The organism is Nocardia sp. bgisy118 (assembly GCF_057708605.1).
On the sequence record NZ_JBYISM010000017.1, the window covers coordinates 132,877 to 149,847 of the forward strand.

General features: G+C 69.1%; 17 protein-coding genes. 13 read left to right on the plus strand and 4 right to left on the minus strand.

All coding sequences use genetic code 11. The features are described 5' to 3' along the window. The first annotated feature begins 44 nt into the window (after window positions 1-44). Complete coding sequence (locus AC3EO7_RS21440; protein WP_431966266.1) at window positions 45-932, plus strand: SDR family NAD(P)-dependent oxidoreductase; 888 nt, start codon at window positions 45-47, stop codon at window positions 930-932. Window positions 933-995: 63 nt separating this feature from the next. Continuing rightward, window positions 996-1,667 (plus strand): TetR/AcrR family transcriptional regulator, encoded by a 672-nt coding sequence (locus AC3EO7_RS21445; RefSeq protein WP_431966264.1) that lies wholly within the window; start codon window positions 996-998, stop codon window positions 1,665-1,667. A gap of 125 nt (window positions 1,668-1,792) precedes the next feature. Here the strand turns inward: AC3EO7_RS21445 and AC3EO7_RS21450 are convergent, their stop codons facing one another. The 3 genes from AC3EO7_RS21450 to AC3EO7_RS21460 all read right to left on the minus strand — a co-directional run bounded on the left by AC3EO7_RS21450 (window position 1,793) and on the right by AC3EO7_RS21460 (window position 6,758). Then, window positions 1,793-2,521, minus strand: a complete 729-nt coding sequence (locus AC3EO7_RS21450; protein WP_431966262.1) for a TMEM165/GDT1 family protein — start codon at window positions 2,519-2,521, stop codon at window positions 1,793-1,795. Between the two features lie 552 nt (window positions 2,522-3,073). Continuing rightward, window positions 3,074-5,032: a molecular chaperone HtpG gene (htpG, locus tag AC3EO7_RS21455; RefSeq protein WP_435592216.1), complete on the minus strand. Its 1,959-nt coding sequence runs from the start codon at window positions 5,030-5,032 to the stop codon at window positions 3,074-3,076. Between the two features lie 46 nt (window positions 5,033-5,078). After that, the gene (locus AC3EO7_RS21460) at window positions 5,079-6,758 is read right to left on the minus strand and encodes a TM0106 family RecB-like putative nuclease (RefSeq protein WP_431966769.1); all 1,680 of its coding nucleotides are present in this window, start codon (window positions 6,756-6,758) and stop codon (window positions 5,079-5,081) included. A 303-nt stretch (window positions 6,759-7,061) separates the two neighbouring features. Here AC3EO7_RS21460 and AC3EO7_RS21465 point away from each other — a divergent pair, with 303 nt between their 5' ends. The 9 genes from AC3EO7_RS21465 (at window position 7,062) to rraA (ending at window position 12,592) form a co-directional block, all read left to right on the plus strand. Continuing rightward, window positions 7,062-7,691 (plus strand): DUF6474 family protein, encoded by a 630-nt coding sequence (locus AC3EO7_RS21465; protein ID WP_431966258.1) that lies wholly within the window; start codon window positions 7,062-7,064, stop codon window positions 7,689-7,691. 14 nt (window positions 7,692-7,705) lie between these two features. Continuing rightward, the gene (locus tag AC3EO7_RS21470) at window positions 7,706-8,425 is read left to right on the plus strand and encodes a hypothetical protein (RefSeq protein WP_435592217.1); all 720 of its coding nucleotides are present in this window, start codon (window positions 7,706-7,708) and stop codon (window positions 8,423-8,425) included. 40 nt (window positions 8,426-8,465) lie between these two features. Next, a complete protein-coding gene (locus AC3EO7_RS21475; protein ID WP_435592218.1) occupies window positions 8,466-9,116 on the plus strand; it encodes a YcnI family copper-binding membrane protein in 651 nt (216 codons plus the stop codon). Beyond that, a complete protein-coding gene (locus tag AC3EO7_RS21480) occupies window positions 9,113-9,658 on the plus strand; it encodes a copper resistance CopC family protein (protein WP_431966252.1) in 546 nt (181 codons plus the stop codon). Before AC3EO7_RS21475 ends, AC3EO7_RS21480 begins: the two co-directional genes overlap by 4 nt. A gap of 7 nt (window positions 9,659-9,665) precedes the next feature. Beyond that, window positions 9,666-10,595: a CopD family protein gene (locus tag AC3EO7_RS21485; RefSeq protein ID WP_435592219.1), complete on the plus strand. Its 930-nt coding sequence runs from the start codon at window positions 9,666-9,668 to the stop codon at window positions 10,593-10,595. A 37-nt stretch (window positions 10,596-10,632) separates the two neighbouring features. Continuing rightward, on the plus strand, window positions 10,633-11,088 hold the full coding sequence (locus tag AC3EO7_RS21490) for an SRPBCC family protein (protein ID WP_435592220.1): 456 nt from the start codon (window positions 10,633-10,635) through the stop codon (window positions 11,086-11,088). A gap of 54 nt (window positions 11,089-11,142) precedes the next feature. Beyond that, window positions 11,143-11,523 carry a DUF5313 family protein gene (locus AC3EO7_RS21495; RefSeq protein WP_431966246.1) on the plus strand — a complete coding sequence of 127 codons (381 nt, stop codon included), beginning with the start codon at window positions 11,143-11,145 and terminating at the stop codon, window positions 11,521-11,523. A gap of 95 nt (window positions 11,524-11,618) precedes the next feature. Next, the gene (locus AC3EO7_RS21500) at window positions 11,619-11,984 is read left to right on the plus strand and encodes a DUF5313 family protein (RefSeq protein WP_431966244.1); all 366 of its coding nucleotides are present in this window, start codon (window positions 11,619-11,621) and stop codon (window positions 11,982-11,984) included. A 122-nt stretch (window positions 11,985-12,106) separates the two neighbouring features. Beyond that, window positions 12,107-12,592: a ribonuclease E activity regulator RraA gene (gene rraA / locus AC3EO7_RS21505; RefSeq protein ID WP_431966242.1), complete on the plus strand. Its 486-nt coding sequence runs from the start codon at window positions 12,107-12,109 to the stop codon at window positions 12,590-12,592. Between the two features lie 10 nt (window positions 12,593-12,602). Here rraA and AC3EO7_RS21510 read toward each other — a convergent pair whose 3' ends face one another. Next, a complete protein-coding gene (locus tag AC3EO7_RS21510) occupies window positions 12,603-12,824 on the minus strand; it encodes an RNA-binding S4 domain-containing protein (protein WP_068066219.1) in 222 nt (73 codons plus the stop codon). A 273-nt stretch (window positions 12,825-13,097) separates the two neighbouring features. Between AC3EO7_RS21510 and lysX the strand changes: the two genes are divergently transcribed. Both lysX and AC3EO7_RS21520 read left to right on the plus strand, forming a co-directional pair. After that, a complete protein-coding gene (gene lysX, locus AC3EO7_RS21515) occupies window positions 13,098-16,421 on the plus strand; it encodes a bifunctional lysylphosphatidylglycerol synthetase/lysine--tRNA ligase LysX (protein ID WP_435592221.1) in 3,324 nt (1,107 codons plus the stop codon). A gap of 133 nt (window positions 16,422-16,554) precedes the next feature. Continuing rightward, a complete protein-coding gene (locus AC3EO7_RS21520; RefSeq protein ID WP_431966238.1) occupies window positions 16,555-16,860 on the plus strand; it encodes a hypothetical protein in 306 nt (101 codons plus the stop codon). The last annotated feature ends 111 nt before the right edge of the window (window positions 16,861-16,971 follow it).

A 16,971-nucleotide genomic window follows, 5' to 3' on the forward strand; every position in this document is an offset into this window, starting at 1 on the left:
ACATATTTGCGAACATTGCTGTTCATCGGTGGTATCGTCGCCACATGAAGCTGTTCTCCGGCCCAGTCGTCGCCGGTAGAAGGGTGTTGATCACCGGGGCGGCGCGAGGCATCGGGGCCGCGCTGGCCAAGCAGCTGCACGCGCACGGGGCGTCGGTCGCGCTGCTCGGACTCGAACCCGACCTGCTGGCGGAGGTGGCGCGCGAATGCGGCGACGCCCCGTGGCGCTACTGCGACGTCGGCGACCATGCCCAAGTGGAGCGGGTGGTGACCACGCTGGCGAGCGAGCTCGGCGGCTTGGACGTGGTGGTCGCGAACGCCGGTGTGGCCAAGCAGCTGGCGCTGATCGGCGGAGATCCTTCGGTGATGGAGGAGACGCTGGCGGTGAACGTGCTCGGCGTCTACTACACGCTGCGCGCCGCGGGCCCGCACATCTGTCACGCACAGGGCTACGCGCTCATCGTCTCGTCGCTGGCCGCCGCCGTGAATCTGCCGCTGGCGGGCGCGTACAGCGCGTCGAAGGCCGGCGTCGAGGCGCTCGGCCACACCCTGCGCCACGAGATCAGGCACACCGGCGCCAAGGTCGGCATCGCGTACTTCGCCGAACTGGACACCGACATGACCGCTCGCGGTTTCGGCACGGCAGCGGCGCGCGCCATCCTCGGCCGCGCCACCGTCTCCGGCGTGGCGCCGCTCGGACCCGCCATCGACGCCACCGAACGGGCCATCGCGCGCCGCCACCGCCAGATCGTCTCGCCCTGGTGGGTGGCGGTGGCGCTGCCGTTCCGCCCGCTCGCCCAGCGCCTCGTGGACGCCACGCTGCGCCGCGGAGTGGCCGAGGCGCTGGAGATCGCCCGCGCCGAGGACGCGCCCTTCACCACCGATCAACCCAGCAGACCACGCAGAATGGAGCGACCCGCCCGAGGGGCGTGACGCCGGTCGCCCGGCGCCGCGCTCGCCGAACACCTGCCCCACCGAACCGTCCGGAGCCACCGCATGACCGACACCCAAGGCACCGCCCGCCAACTCCCCAGGGGCAGGCACGGTTTACCTCGGGAGCAGGTGATCGCGTCGCAGCGGGATCGGATCCTGGACGCGATGGCCGAGACCATGGCGGTCACCGGCTACGTCGGCACCTCCGTCGCGGCGGTCCTCAAACTGGCGGGCGTCTCCCGGGAGACCTTCTACGAGCAATTCCGTTCCAAGGAGGACTGTTTCACCGCCGCCTACGAGCGGGCCGTCGAGCGGCTGGTCGTCCGGATCGCGGAGGCATCCGGACCGCTGGAGGACGAAAACGGCACGAGCGAAACGAATCTCGACCGGATGGGACGTCTGCTCGACGCGTATTTCGAAGGGCTGATCGAGGACCCCGCCTACGCCAGGCTCTACTTGGTCGAGGTCTACGCGGTGGGTTCCGACGCGCTGGCGCGCCGCGCCCAACTCCAGGACTCGTTCGTCGCGGTGATCGCCGAGGTGCTCGACGCCCGCAGCGAGGAACAGCGGTTCGCCTGTCAGACCTTCGCCGCCGCGGTGAGCGCGATGGTCACCGCGCGGATCGCTGCGGCTGACCTGGAAGGACTGCGGGGCCTGTGCGCGCCGCTGCTGGATATGGTGCGGCGGAGTGGGGATCTGTACGGGTCGGCGATAGTCGATGAGGTGCGGGCCTGAGGTCTCAGCGGTATCGCGCCAACTCCGTGGTGGCGCGAATCGCAAGGATCACCCAAGAAACAACGTCCGCCAACGCGACAACCCGCCGACCGGACGAGCCCCCGACCGAACCCGGGGCGGGGCCCTCACCCCTGCGGGCGCACACCCTCCGCGACAACTCCCTCAACCTGGCCACTGAGCCTCTCCCCGCGCGAACGCCCCCGCCGCACGAGCAGCACGACACCCACTACCACCGGCGTGATCGCAGCAAGCCCCGCTCCCGCCAGTACACCCATCGACGGCACCGCCGCACCGAGCAACGTCGCACTTCCGAAGTACAGGAACAGCAGCCCGGAGCAGATGCCGATCAGTCGTTCGGGCAGATGCTTGCCGACCGCGATGCCGACGGCGATGGCGAGGGCGTCGGCGGCGACCATGCCGATGGTGGAGCCGAGCCACACGCCGAACCAGCTGTTGTCGGTGGCGAGGGCGGCGGTGGCGAACATGGTGCGGTCGCCGAGTTCGGCGAGGAGGAAGGCGGAGAGGACCACGAGGAACGGGGCGGCGGTGGAGCGGGGTGGCCGCGGCTCGGCGTCATCGTCGGGAGCGCCGAGGTGTTCGCGCAAGGTCCACAGGCCGACGGCCAAGAAGGTGAGGGCGGCGACCAGTGAGATGGCCCGGGTGGGCAGGGCCGCGCCGAGGAAGTAGCCCACGGCGACCGAGATCAGGTGCACGCCCGCTGTGGCGGTCGCGATGCCGCCGAGAACCACCCACCAGCGATAGCGCAACGCGAACGTCAACGCCATGAGCTGGGACTTGTCTCCGAGTTCGGCAAGGAAGACGATGCCGATGCTCAGCAGGATGGTGGCGATCATGTGTGGCGCACTCCCGGTCTCCGGCCTGCCTGCCGGAGATCTGGGTACGCCTCCGGCCGACAACGTGTGGTTGTTCAGGCCGAAGGTCTCGCCCACCGGATGAAAACCCGGTTCACACAACCGGACCCGAGCCTCGGGGAGGCAGCGGGCCAGTATGTCGACTGCGTGATTGGGGGCTACTCCCCTTCGCTGTCTCCGACCCTACCCCAGCAACCTTCCGCACGCCAACCCGCTGTAAGCCAAATCGCAATGCGCACAATAAGTTTGGAGCACCTGCCAGCGAGTTTCGGTAACCCTTACGAACCCTTCAGCAAACCCTTATCGCCGATGCAGGGACGCTGGACGAAGACATCCGGGTACCCCGTCCGGGACCCACCGCGAACAAGGCAGGCACCGGCCCACGGTCGCCGCCCTGGCGACGTCGCCACACCCTTCCCATACGCCGCACACAGCCGCCGCCTCTGTGCGGCGTATGCGGCATGTGTGGGAGGGGCCCATGGGAAACGACGAAGGCCCCCTCCCGATGCGGGAGGGGGCCTTCGCGGAGTGCGTTTACAGGGTGCGGGTGAGGCGGTCGGTGAGGATGTGGGCGAAGCGCGCCGGGTCCTTCAGTTCGCCGCCCTCGGCGAGCACCGCGGTGCCGTAGAGGAGCTCGGCGGTTTCGGTGAGTTCCGGGACCTTGCCCTCGTCCGCATCCTGCTTGCGGGTGTCGTACGCGTCGCGCAGGCCGGTGACCAGCGGATGGGTCGGGTTGAGCTCGAGGATGCGCTTGGTCTCCGGGAGGATCTGGCCCGAGGCACGGTACATCCGCTCCAGCATCGGCGTGAAGTCGAAGACGTCACCGACCAGGCAGGCGGGCGAGGTGGTGAGCCGGTTGGAGAGGCGCACCTCCTTGACGCTCTCGTCGAGGGTCTTGCCCAGCCAGGTCAGCAGCTCGGCGAAGTCCTTGTCCTGCTGCTCGCGCAGCGCCTCGGACTCCTTCTTCTCCTCCTCGGTCTCCAGATCCACCTCGCCCTTGGCGATGGACTGGAACCGCTTGCCGTCGAACTCCGGCACCGAACCGACCCACATCTCGTCGACGGGATCGGTCAGGATGAGCACCTCGAGACCCTTGGCCGCGAGCGCCTCCATGTGCGGGGAGCTCACCACCTGCTGGCGGGACTCGCCGGTCATGTAGTAGATCGCGTCCTGGCCGTCCTTCATCCGCTCGACGTACTGCGCGAGCGTGGTCAGCTCGGCCTCGGAGTGCGTCGAGGAGAACGAGGAGACCTGCAGGATGGTCTCGCGGTTGTCGAAGTCCGAGAGCAGGCCCTCCTTGAGGACGCGGCCGAACTCCGTCCAGAAGGTCTGGTACTTCTCCTGATCCTCGGCGCCCTGCAGCTCCTTCACCGTCGAGAGCACCTTCTTCACCAGGCGCTTGCGGATCATCTGGATCTGCCGGTCCTGCTGCAGGATCTCGCGGGAGACGTTGAGCGAGAGATCCTGCGCGTCCACCACACCCTTGACGAAGCGCAGGTACTCCGGCATCAGCTCTTCGCAGTTGTCCATGATGAACACCCGCTTGACGTAGAGCTGCACGCCGCGCTTGTGCTCGCGGGTGAACAGGTCGAACGGCGCGTGCGACGGAATGAACAGCAGCGCCTGGTATTCGAACGTGCCCTCGGCCTTGAGCGGAACGATCTCCAGCGGGTCGTCCCACGCGTGGCTGACGTGCTTGTAGAACTCCTTGTACTCCTCTTCGGAGACCTCGCTCTTCGGACGCGTCCACAGCGCTTTCTGCGAGTTGAGGGTCTGCTCCTCGAGGACCGTCTTCTCCTGCTTGTCCTCGCCCTCGCCCTCGGTGACCGTCCGCTCCACCTGCATGCGGATCGGCCAGGCGATGAAGTCGGAGTACTTCTTGACGATCTCCCTGAGCTTCCACTCCAGGGTGTAGTCGAAGAGGTGATCCTCCTCGTCGGCGGGCTTGAGCTCCAACGTCACCGCGGTGCCCTGCGGCGCGTCGTCGACGGCCTCGATGGTGTAGATCGAGCTGCCCGCGCCCGCCTCCCAGCGGGTGCCCTCGGTCTCGCCCGCCTTGCGGGTGGTCAGGATGACCTTGTCGGCCACCATGAAGGTCGAGTAGAAGCCGATGCCGAACTGGCCGATCAGCTCTTCGGCCGCCGCGTCGGTCTTCGCGTCCTTCAGCTGCTTGCGCAGCTCCGCGGTACCCGACTTGGCGAGGGTGCCGATCAGGTCGACCACCTCGGCGCGGGACATGCCGATGCCGTTGTCTCGGACGGTGAGTACCCGGTTGTCCTTGTCGACCTCCAGCTCGATGTGCAGGTCGGACGTGTCGACGTGCAGGTCCTTGTCCTGGAAAGACGCCAGCCGCAGCTTGTCCAGCGCGTCGGAGGCGTTCGAGATCAGCTCCCGCAGGAACGTGTCCTTGTTGGAGTAGACGGAATGGATCATCAGCTCGAGCAGCTGATGGGTCTCTGCCTGGAACTCGAGTTGTTCGACGTGCTGAGTCACGTCGCGATGGTACCGCCGCGGGCCGACGGCACGGACGCATGCCCGATCAGGCGCCGCGGCCGAAGGAAGACGCCGCGCCGCGGCCACCGGCGGGCAACTCCGGCGCACGCCCGAAGTCGGCCAGGGCGGGCACCTCCAACTCGGCGCAGTGCGGGTTCGGCACCAGCGGCGACATCCATTCGCGCAGCACCTGGGTGGCCCGCACGTCGTCCTCGTTGTATTCGAGCAACCGGGTGCGCTGGGTCGGATCGGGTGCACCGTCGTAGCCGACGGCTTGGCGGTACCAGCTCATCGACGCCTCGCCGCCCGCCTCGGGATCGCGCCAGGAGAAACCGGCCACCGGCGCGATCTTCTTGAGCCCCTTGCCGTTCGGGCAGATGAACTGGTCGGTCACGGCCTGGAACATGTCGACCCACTCGGGTCCGTCCACGAACGCGCGCACCTGGTCCACCGTCGGCACCCCGGGACGCCCGGCGAACCGGCGCGCCGACTCGTACAGCCACTTGTCCTCGGCGGTGCGCGAATAGCAGTAGGCGGCAAAGGTCTTCCCTGCCGTCGCGGCCTCGGCGCGCACCGTCATCAGCCAGGTCCAGAACTCGCCGAAGGAGCGGCCCTCGTCCTCGGTCGGCAGCGGGTCCCAGGTGACGAACGGGCGGTAGCGCCCGTCGAGCAGGGTGCCCCACAGGTACGCGCCGTGCTCCTGGAAGCTCTCCAGGTCCACGTCCACCTCGACGTCGGCGCGGCGCACCTGCACCCGGTCGTAGCGGCGCACCAGCGGCGCGCCCGCGAGCCAGGCGCGCGCGGTGACCACGGCCTCGTCGAAGGGGCCGTGCTGCCAGTCCTCCGGGTCGTCGCCGGTCCACGCCGCCAGGTCGTCGATCGTCTCCACACCGTGGCCGCGCAGCACGTCGGCCCGCGAGCCCGGCGCGACCAGGCTGACGTCGCGGTGCTCGGCCAGCCAGCCCTCGCAGCTCGCTCCCTCGACTCCCCGTGTCCACCAAGGGCATTGCCTGCATTCGGGCACCTTGGACGGCACCGTCGGCAGCTCGCCGCGCACCACCGCGATGCGGTCGGCGTAGCGGCGGTCGTATTCGTCGAGCAGCGGGCCGAGATCGTGGACGAGGATGCGGTCGAAGTGGTAGCCGATGACGCCGCCGACCAGCGACGGACTGGCGAGCCCGTGACGTTGCAGCATCCGGTAGAGGTGGGCGAGGCGCTGCTGGTCGCGCGGCTGCTGACGCAGCTTGCGGGCCGGATCCGGGCGCGGGTCCCAGCGATACGGGTCCGAGGTGGTCGGATGGAACTCGGCCGGTTCGGGTTTGCGTGGATCGGTCACCTTGTGGTTGACCACGATGACCGGGATGTAGCCGCCGCGATCGCGGTCGCGCAGCAGGATCTCCGAGCCGCCGCGTCTGCCGGTGTCCGGTTCCTGTGGCAGCAGCCCGCCCCAGATGTTCTGCGCCCCAGCGGCGCACGCGCTCATGGTGGCCGCGGCGCGATCCGACGCCCGCAGCGTGGGGTCGATGATCAGCCAGTTGTCCGGATCGGCGGCGACGAGCGCGTCGCGGACCCGATTGCGATGCGCGGTCGCGGCCTCCCGCCGCTGGCGCACACCCGGATCCTCGAGTACGCCCGTGAGCATCTGCGGGTGGGCCGCGTCAAGGTGCAGCCGGTGCCTGCATCCGATCAACGCGCGCGCATCGATGAACGCGACCTGCGCGTTCACGATCGGACCGCTCTCGATCGGCGCGTTTTCGACCGGCTCGTTCTCGATCGGCGCGTCCTCGATCGGCGCGGCGGCGAGCTCGCCCGACCGGTCCGCGGCCGAGCCGTCCACCTTGCGACCCTCGCGGTCACCGCTGCCCGAATACACGTATGCAGTATGGTCCAGACCCCCGACAGGACATGGCGTGCCCTCGCTGCCGCCGCCGTCGACCGGATAAGGTGGGCGCAAACCGCGTGGTAGACGGCAGACGGCCTCGCGCCGATAGCGCTGCCCTGGCACACAGCATTGACGGAGGGCCTTCCGATGGGGTTGTTCACGAAGCGCAAGCGGCGTCCGAGTCGCCGGGCCGAGGCCAAAGCCCTCAAGCACAAGGCGGCGATGGAAGCCAAGCTGTTCGCGAAGAACGATCGCAAGGCCAAGCGCGCCGAGGCCCGCACTCAGGCCAAGGTCGCCAAGCAGCAGATCGCCACCCTGCAGGCCGAGGAGAAGGCCGCGCTGAAGGTGGCCGCCAAGGCCGAGCGTGACGTGTTCAGCGCGGGCCAGGTGCGCAAGTACCTCGGCGTGGCCCGTGTGCTCGTTCCGGTGCTCGCGCCGCTGGCCTACCGCGGCGCCACCTTCGTCCGCGGCCAGCTCGACACCCGTCGCGCGCAGCAACTCGGCATCGGCATCGACCAGCTCGGCGATTACACCGGGCACGGCGCGAAGCTCCAGGCCCGCCTCGCCAACGCCGAGGCCGCGCTCGGCAAGATCGACGACAAGGGCGACGGGCAGAAGTTCGTCATCGCCACCCGCGCCCGGCTCGACAGTCTCGGCGCCGCGGTCCGCACCGCCGAACAGATGCCCGCCGCGCGCAGGCGCGCCGTGCACACCTCCATCTCGCACGAGCTGTCCGGCATCGAGGCCGACGTGCTCGCCCGGCTCGGCGTGAGCTGAATGCCGTCTCCGCGATGAACCCCGGCCCGAGTACCGGCTGGCCGCGCGGCGGCCTGGTCGGCGCGCTGGTCGGTCTGCTCAGCGCTGCCGCGCACGGCGCCGCGGGCGGGGGCTATCCGGATTCGCCGGAATCGGCCCTGCTGCTGACGGTTTCGGCGTTGGCGGGGTGCGCGGCGACGGGTTTCTCGCGGAGCTCCGACCGATCCCGCAGCACGATCGGCAGCGGTCGGCTCGGGCTCCGACGCGGTGATTGGCACGGCGATCGGCTCAGCACCCGACGCGGCGATCAGCACAGTGCCCAGCTCAGCACCCGACGCGGCGAATGGCTCGAGGGTGCTCGACGCCGTGCGGGACAGGCGCACGCCGCCGCGCCCGTGTTGGGTGCGCTCGCGGCCGGACAACTCGCCGGGCACGCGGTACTGACCGGCCTGCTCGGGCACGCGCACGGCGAGCGCGTCTCGCACATCGCGCGCGACGACGCACCGCTGGCGGGTTTCCTGCCGACCGGCTGGATGCTGTGCGCGCATCTTCTCGCGACCCTCGCCTGCGCGGTCGCGATCCTGGCCGCCGAACGTCTCTACGGGATCGTCTCCGGCGCGGCCCGAGCCATCCTCGGCGAACCTCGGCATCTCCCGGTCGCGAGAGCGGGCCGCTGGGCCGATCACCGGACACCGACCTACCGCTTTCCGCCGCGGGGACCGATCGGGCCGCGCGCGCCACCGGCGTTCGCCTGATCCGCGCACCCCCAATTCCTTTCGGACAGAAAGCCTCCCCATGCGAAGTTCTCTTTCACATGCCTGCGGTGCGGTGGCGACCGTTGGTTTCGTGCTGCTCTCCGGCGGTATCGCCGCCGCGCACGTGACGGTCGACGCGCCCGGCGCTCAGCAAGGCAAGTACTCCGTCGTCACCTTCCGCGTACCGACCGAATCGGACACCGCGTCGACGACCGCGCTCACCGTCACGCTGCCCAACGTGCGCAGCGCGCGCACCGAACCCATGTCGGGCTGGACCGCCCGGGTGGAACGCAACGACAAATCCGAGGCCGTCGCGGTGACCTGGACCGCCGACCCCGGCGCGCCCGGCGTGGGCCCCGGCCAGTTCCAGCGTTTCGTCGTCTCGCTCGGCCCGCTGCCCGCCGCGGAGACGGTGAGCTTCCCGGCCAAGCAGACCTACAGCGACGGCAAGGTGGTCGACTGGAATCAGCCCGTCGGCCCGGACGGCGCGGAACCGGAGCACCCGGCGCCCACGCTGACCCTCGCGGCGGGCTCGGGCGATCACGCCGACGGCCACAGCGTCGACAACGGCGCGGCCGCGCAGGACGACAGCACCGACAACGCGGCGCGCTGGCTCGGCGGCATCGGCCTTGCCCTCGGCGCGCTCGGTGTCGCATTCGGACTCGGCAGCCTGATCGGGAGGCGCTCATGAGGACCATCCGACGTCTCGGCGCCGCGCTGGTCGCCGTACTGCTGCTGTTCGGTGTCGGGCTGGCCACCGCTGCCGTCGCCGCCGCGCATTCCGGCGCCGTCGGCAGCGTGCCGGAGGACGGCTCGACTGTGGACACCAGCCCGGGGCGGATCAGCGTCACCTTCAACGAGGAGTTACAGCCGAACTTCCCGTCGCTGACGCTCACGGGTCCGGACGGCAACCTCTGGTCCAAGGGCGAGCCGGTCGTCGACGGCAAGACGGTGAGCATCGAGGTCGGCGAGCTCGGCCCGGTGGGTGACTACGTCATCGCCTACCGCGTGACGTCCGCCGACGGTCACCCGGTCAGCGGCAAGCGGACGTTCACGCTGAGCCAGCCCGGCAAGGGCACGCCGGGCCCGCGTGCGGACGCCAAGGGCAGGGCCACCGAGGATGACGGCTCCGACGGAATCCCGGTGTGGATCTTCGTGATCGGCGCGGTCGTGCTGTTCGGCGGCGGTCTCGCACTCGCGCTGATCGGCTTCCGCGGCGGGCAGCGCCGATGAGCACGCGGTGAGCAGCGGGGCGACCGGCGTCCGCGACACGGGAGCGCTGCTGCTGATCGTCCCGGCCGGGCTGCTCGGTGTCGGGTTGGCTTGGCTGCTCACCACGGGATCGGCGCCCGCCGAAGGCGCCGTGCGGGTCATCGCGGACGGTCTGGGCGCGACGGTGCTCGGACTCGCCGCGCTTCCCCGTGTGCACGAACGGCTGGCGCCGCCGTGGCGCATGCTCGCCGCGCTGGCCGGCGCCTGGTGCGTGACCGAGTTCGCGGTGCTCGTCTTCGAGGCGGCCGAGGTGGTCGGCGTTCCCGTGCGACGGCTGGCGGCAGGCCAGTTCGGCACCTTTCTCACCGAGATCAGCGGCGGTCAGGTCGGCATCGCCATCCTGATCGCGACCGCCGCGGTGGCCGGCTATTCGACGCTGGCCTTCCGCGGCGCGGGCACGGCCTCGACCGACCTGGTACTGGTATTCGCCGCCGTGGCGGTGGCGCTGCGCCCGATCACCGGGCACATGTCGCAGCAGGCGTTCGGCTCGGTCCTGGCCGCCGTGCACGCTCTCGCTGCCGGGGCCTGGTTCGGACTGCTGGTCGCGCTGGCGCTGGTGGTCCGCACGCGCGGCGAATGGGCGGCGACACTGCCGCGGTACTCGGCGGTGGCTTTTCCGCTGATCGGCGTGGTCGCGGCGACGGGCGTGGTGAACGGACTCGTCCGGCTCGGCGGTCTGGGCCCGCTGTTCGGCACCGGGTACGGCCGCATCCTGCTGGCCAAGACCACGGTGCTCGCGGTGCTGCTCGCGCTCGGCTGGTGGTGGCGGCGCACCTGGGTGCGCCGCGCCGCCGACCATCGGATGGACGCGGCGAGCTCGCTGCGCCGCGCCGTGCTCGAGGTGACCGTCATGGCCGTGGCCTTCGGTTTGGCGGCGACCCTGGCCGTCACAGCGTGATCCGCTACCGCAGGGGAAACCCGTTACAGTGGCCCGCATGACCGAAGTGAAGATCGTCGAAGACTGTGCCGCGACGGCCGAATCCGCGTTCCAGTACGTCAACGATTACCGGAACCTGCCGAGCTTCCTGCATGGCATTCAGTCCTTCACGCCGGTCGGCGAGCAGACCGAGGGCGTCGGCGCCGTCTTCGACGGGCACATGAAGCTCGGTCCGGCCTCGCTGCACTCGCGCGTCGAGGTGATCCGCTGGGAGCAGAACTACGCCATCGGCATCAAGTCGATCAAGGGCTTCGAGATCGTGTCGACCTTCCTGTTCCACCCCAAGAGCGACGCACTGTGCACCGTCGATGCCATCATCGACTTCCGGGTGCCCGGTGGTCTGGCGGGCAAGGCGCTCGGCAAGACCATCGAGCCGTTCGTGAAGATCGCGGTCAAGCACACGACGGACAATCTCGTGAAGGAGATCGCCGCATACCACGCCGCCCGCGCCTGACCTCGCGCCGGGCGAAGGGCGGGAAAACCGCGCGGCCGATGGGATGCTGAAACCATGAGCGAGCGCACCACCCCGACCTTCGCCCAGCGGATCGGCTACATCTGGGGCCGCACGCTGCCCCCGGCGATGTCGGAGTGGGTGCGCGCCGACCTGACCGGCCCCGGGGCCACCCGCCGCTACCTGGTGCGCATCCTGGTGCCGATCATCCCGGTGCTGAGCCTGTTCCTGCTGGTCCCCGGCCCGCTGTGGATGGGCTTGGCGATGATGGCGCTGCTCTATCTGCCGCTGATCTATTTCACGGTGGCGCTGATGTACGTCTACCGGCGGCACCGCCTGATCAAACACGGACTCGACCCCGCGCTGGCCGACGCCGACGCCAGGGAGCGGTCCGCCGCGGACCGGCTGGCCTACGAGCGCAAGCACGGCCGCGCCTGACGCCCGCTCGGCGGCCGGAAAACGCATGGTCGGACGGCGGTCGACCGCCGCCGCGACGCTGGCGGTGACTCATCTCACGGGCATAGCCTGTAGACATGAAGAAACCCACATTCGGGCAACGGATCGCCTACGATCTGGGCCGCGAGCTCCCGGAGGAGCTGCACGAGTGGGTCGTCCACGACCTCGTCGGACACGGGGCATCGGAGCGGTACCTCGTCCGCTTCCTCGTGCCGATCATCCCGTTCTTCGCGCTGGTGCTGCTGTTCCCCGGACCGATGCCGCTCAAGATCGGCATGATCGTGATGATGATCGTGCCGCTGATCGTCTTCACGGTGGCGCTGACCTACGTGTGGCGCCGCTTCCGCTTGATCCAGCACGGCCTGAGCCCGGACCTGTTGGACCACGGCCGGATCTCCGACATCGATCGCGAGAAGTACGAACTGCGCTACCGACACCATTGACGCCGGACATCATCCGAACACCGGTGACCGCCCCGGCAAGCCGCCGAGAGCGACAGCGACCGAGCTCACATCGAGCAACCGGCCGCGGCCACCCTTCGGCGCGCCACCCCTAAGCTGACACCGTGACCGAATCAGTGAACATTGCCACCGCCGATCTGGCCGACGAGATCGGCCCCGAGATCCGCAGCTGCGACACGCAGTTCATTCAGTTCGGCGGCCGCGAGGTGTTCTCCGGACGCATCACCACCATCCGCTGCTTCCAGGACAACCTGCTGGTCAAGCAGACGCTGAGCGAACCGGGCAACGGCGCGGTGCTGGTCGTCGACGGCGGCGCGAGCGTGCACACCGCGCTGGTGGGCGACATCATCGCGGGCCGCGGCGTCGACAACGGCTGGGCAGGCGTGATCGTCAACGGCGCCGTCCGCGATTCGGCGATCCTGCGCACCCTCGACATCGGCATCAAGGCGCTGGGCACCAACCCGCGCAAGAGCACCCAGACCGGCAGCGGTGAGCGCGACGTGACGGTCGAGTTCGGCGGCGTCACCTTCGTGCCCGGCGAGGTGCTCTACAGCGACCACGACGGCATCGTGGTGCGCGCCGAATCCTGAACGGCCCCGGCTAGTCCGGGGCGACCCGCGCCTTGTGTCCGGCGAGGGCGACGACGTCGCCGACGTGCAACTGCCGTCCGCGCCGTAGTTCGACCTCGTCGTTCACCCGGACCAGGCCCGCGGCGATCACCGTCTTGGCCTCCGAACCGGAATCGATCAGATTCGCCAATTTCAGGAACTGACCGAGCCGAATGACGTCGTCATCAATCGGCACATCGACTGGATCCGACATGGCGTACATCCTCGCGCCAGGAACCCCGGATCGGCAAACCGCCTGCCAGCACGCACTTCGGCGGAGGCATGCGCCAACCTGAGCCGGGAGAATTCTCGACCACCTCGAGGGCGAGTCTTATGAGCCCGTTCGCTGCCCGTCTCGCGTCCCAGCGGTCGAAGCGCATGCGACATAGTCGCGAGTCTCGGCCGCTGGGACGCGATATATCAGGGGGCCGCGAACACGCCGCGCGAAGGCTCGGCAAACAAACCCGGAAGCGTCCACACTGGATTGGTGACTTTCACGCAAGCCGGTGAGCGTATCGATATCGAGCCACTGGCGGACAGACCGATTCCCCCGGTCCCGCACCGCGGGCACGGCCGGTTCGCCCAGGTCCCGCATATCGCGGGCACTGTGCTCGGCGTCTTCGCGGTGTCGTGCTTTCTGTGGAGCCTCTCGCCGGCGCTGCGATTCCTGACCGAGGTGCCGCGCCGTTACCTCGACGACTACTACTTCGACGCGCCGGACACCAACCTGATGTGGGCGCTGATCGTCGGCCTCTTGGCCGGCGCGATCGCCAGCCGCAAACGGATCGCCTGGTGGTTGCTCGTCGGCTATCTCGCGCTGTTCGCGCTGACCAACGCCGTGGAATTCGTGACCGAAGGCAATATCGACGCGCTCGTCGCGATGATCGTGCAGCTCGGCGTTATCGGCGTGCTGATCGCCTCGTGGCGGGAGTTCTACACCAAGGTGCGCCGCGGTGCGGCCTGGAAGGCGCTCGGCGTCCTGGCAGGCGGGCTGGCGGTGGGCTGTCTGCTCGGCTGGGCCCTGGTCGAGCTGTTCCCCGGCACGCTGCCGCCCGGTGTGCAGCGGCCCGCCTGGGCGGTCTACCGGGTGACCGCGGCGATCCTGGTGGACAACGAGCATTTCGACGGTCACCCGCGTCCGTTCGTCAACTTCCTGCTCGGCCTGTTCGGCGCGATCGCGCTGCTGGCCGCGGTGATCACGCTGCTGCGCTCGCAGCGCGCGGAGAACGCCATGACCGGCCTGGACGAGTCGGCGATCCGAGGGCTGCTCGAGGGCTCGGACGTGGACGATTCGCTCGGCTACTTCGCCACCCGCCGCGACAAGGCGGTGGTCTTCGCGCCGAGCGCGAAGGCCGCCGTCACCTATCGCGTGGAGCTGGGCGTCTGCCTGGCCAGCGGTGATCCGATCGGCATCCGCGAGGCTTGGCCGCAGGCGATCGACGCCTGGCTACGGCTGGCCGACCGATTCGGCTGGACGCCCGCCGTCATGGGGGCCAGCGAACTCGGAGCGACCGCCTACCGCAGGGCCGGGCTCTCCGCGCTGCGCCTCGGCGACGAAGCCATTCTCGACACCAGGAGTTTCTCGCTGGCGGGGCCGGAGCTGAAGCAGGTCCGCCAGGCCGCGAACCGCCTGCGCAAGCACGGCATCTCGGTGCGTATCCGCAGGCACGGTGATATCCCCGCCGAGGAGTTCCCGCAGGTCATCGCCAGGGCCGACGCCTGGCGCGACACCGAGACCGAGCGCGGCTTCTCCATGGCCCTCGGCAGGCTGGGCGATCCGCTGGACGGCGACTGCTTGCTCGTCGAGGCGGTGAATCAGCAGGACCGGGTGCTCAGCATGCTGTCGCTGGTGCCGTGGGGCCGCACGGGGGCGTCGCTGGAGTTGATGCGCCGCGACCCGCAGAGCCCCAACGGCGTGATGGAGCTGATGATCTCGCAGCTGGCGCTGACCTCCGAGCAGCACGCCATCACCAGGGTGTCGCTGAACTTCGCGGTGTTCCGGTCGGTGTTCGAGGAGGGCGGGCGGATCGGCGCGGGCCCGGTGCTGCGGCTCTGGCGCGGAGTACTGCTGTTCTTCTCGCGGTGGTGGCAGCTCGAGGCGCTGTACCGGTCCAATGTGAAATACCAGCCGCACTGGGTGCCGCGCTTCTTCCTGTTCGAGGAGCGCAGGCAGTTGCCGCGGGTCGCGATGGCCAGCGGCTTGGCCGAAGGCTTCCTGCCGCGCTTCGGCAAAGAACCCGAGACCGCGGTGCACACCGGTCTGCACAGCGCGGTGCCCGACACCATCACCGGCCTGCACGCCGACGGCAGCGCGCCGGACATACCGGAAGTCGGTGTCGCCGAACTCCTCGCGCGCCGCCCCGAGCAGGTCCGGGTGCGGATGGACAAGCTGGACCGGCTGGCCGCGGCGGGCATCGACCCATACCCGATCGCCTATCCCCCGACGCACACCGTGGCCGCGGCCCGGCGCTCACCGCGCGGCACCACGGTCCGGGTGTGCGGCAGGCTGCTGCGCATCCGCGACTACGGCGGGGTGATCTTCGCGGTGCTGCGCGACTGGTCCGACGACATCCAGCTGGTCATCGACCGCGAACGGGTCGGCGCCGAGCGCAGCGCCGAGTTCGGCGAGTACTTCGACCTCGGCGATCTGATCGAGGTGAGCGGCCAGATCGGGCACAGCCGACGCGGCGAACTCTCCCTGCTGGCGGCCGACTGGCGGATGAACGGCAAATGCCTGCACCCGCTGCCGGACAAGTGGAAGGGCCTCGCCGATCCCGAGGCCAAGGTGCGCCAGCGCTACGTCGACATGGCCATCAACCAGGAGACCCGCGAGGTGCTCGCCAGGCGCAGCGCGGTGGTGCGCTCGCTGCGCGACTCGTTGAACTCCTGGGGCTACCTCGAGGTCGAGACGCCGATCCTGCAGCAGGTGCACGGCGGCGCCAACGCGACGCCGTTCATCACCCACATCAATGCCTACGATCTGGACCTCTACCTGCGCATCGCACCCGAGCTATACCTGAAACGACTATGCGTCGGCGGCATGGAGAAGGTGTTCGAGCTGGGCCGCACCTTCCGTAACGAAGGCGTCGACTTCAGCCACAACCCGGAATTCACCATCCTCGAGGCGTACGAGGCGCACAGCGACTACGAGCGCATGATGCACACCGCCCGCCACTTGATCCAGGACGCCGCGATGGCCGCCAACGGCGCCATGGTCGCGATGCGGCCCACCGACGACGGCGAGTTCGAGGCCGTCGACATCTCCGGCGAGTGGCCGGTGAAGACGGTGCACGGCGCGGTGTCGGAGGCCATCGGGTCCACTATCACCCCGCAGACGTCCGTGGAAGAACTGCGGACGCTGTGCGATGGGGCCGCCATCCCGTACCAGCACGGTTGGGACGCGGGGCAGGTGGTGCTGGAAATGTATGAGCACCTGGTGGAATCGCAGACCCAGGAACCCACCTTCTACATCGACTTCCCCACCTCGGTGTCGCCGCTGACCCGCGCGCACCGCAGCATCCCGGGTGTCACCGAGCGCTGGGATCTGGTGGCGTGGGGTGTCGAACTCGGCACCGCCTACAGCGAACTCACCGATCCGGTCGAGCAGCGGCGCAGGCTCACCGAGCAATCCATGCTCGCGGCGAACGGCGATCCGGAGGCCATGGAGCTGGACGAGGACTTCCTGCAGGCGCTCGAACACGCCATGCCGCCCACCGGAGGTCTCGGCATGGGCGTCGACCGGATCGTCATGCTGATCACGGGCCGCAGCATCCGCGAGACGCTGCCGTTCCCATTGGTGAAGCCGCGCTGAGGATCTCACTATGAGAGATTGCATCGTCGAAGGATTAACGATGATCGAAACCGCCCGATAACCTTTGAGACTCGGCTCCGGGAGGAGGCCGACACCTTCGACGATCGGGATGGGACATATGTACGTTGACCTGTTGACCAATGCCAGCCTGCTGGATCCGTCCGTGTGGGCGAGCCCGGACACCTGGACAACGGCCATGGAATACGCGGCCAAGAAAAAGAAGAAGAGCAACAACGGTCTGCTCTTCGGCGGCCTCTGCTGCCTGCTCGTGGTCGTCGCCATCGGAGTGGGTATATACCTGCTGCTGAACAAGAAGAAGAAAGACCAGCAGCCGCCGAACGGCCAGCCGCCCTACGGCGCACCGGGTCAGCCGCCGTACGGCCAGCCGGGCCAGCCCCCTTACGGCCAGCCGGGCCAGCCGCCATACGGCCAGCACTGATCGAGCTCTGACGCGAAAAGCCCGGGCCGCGTACGCGACCCGGGCTTTCGTGTGCTGCGGAATCGGCTCGGTCCGCCGTAGGGCGGCGAGTGGGTTCGCCCGCGGACTACA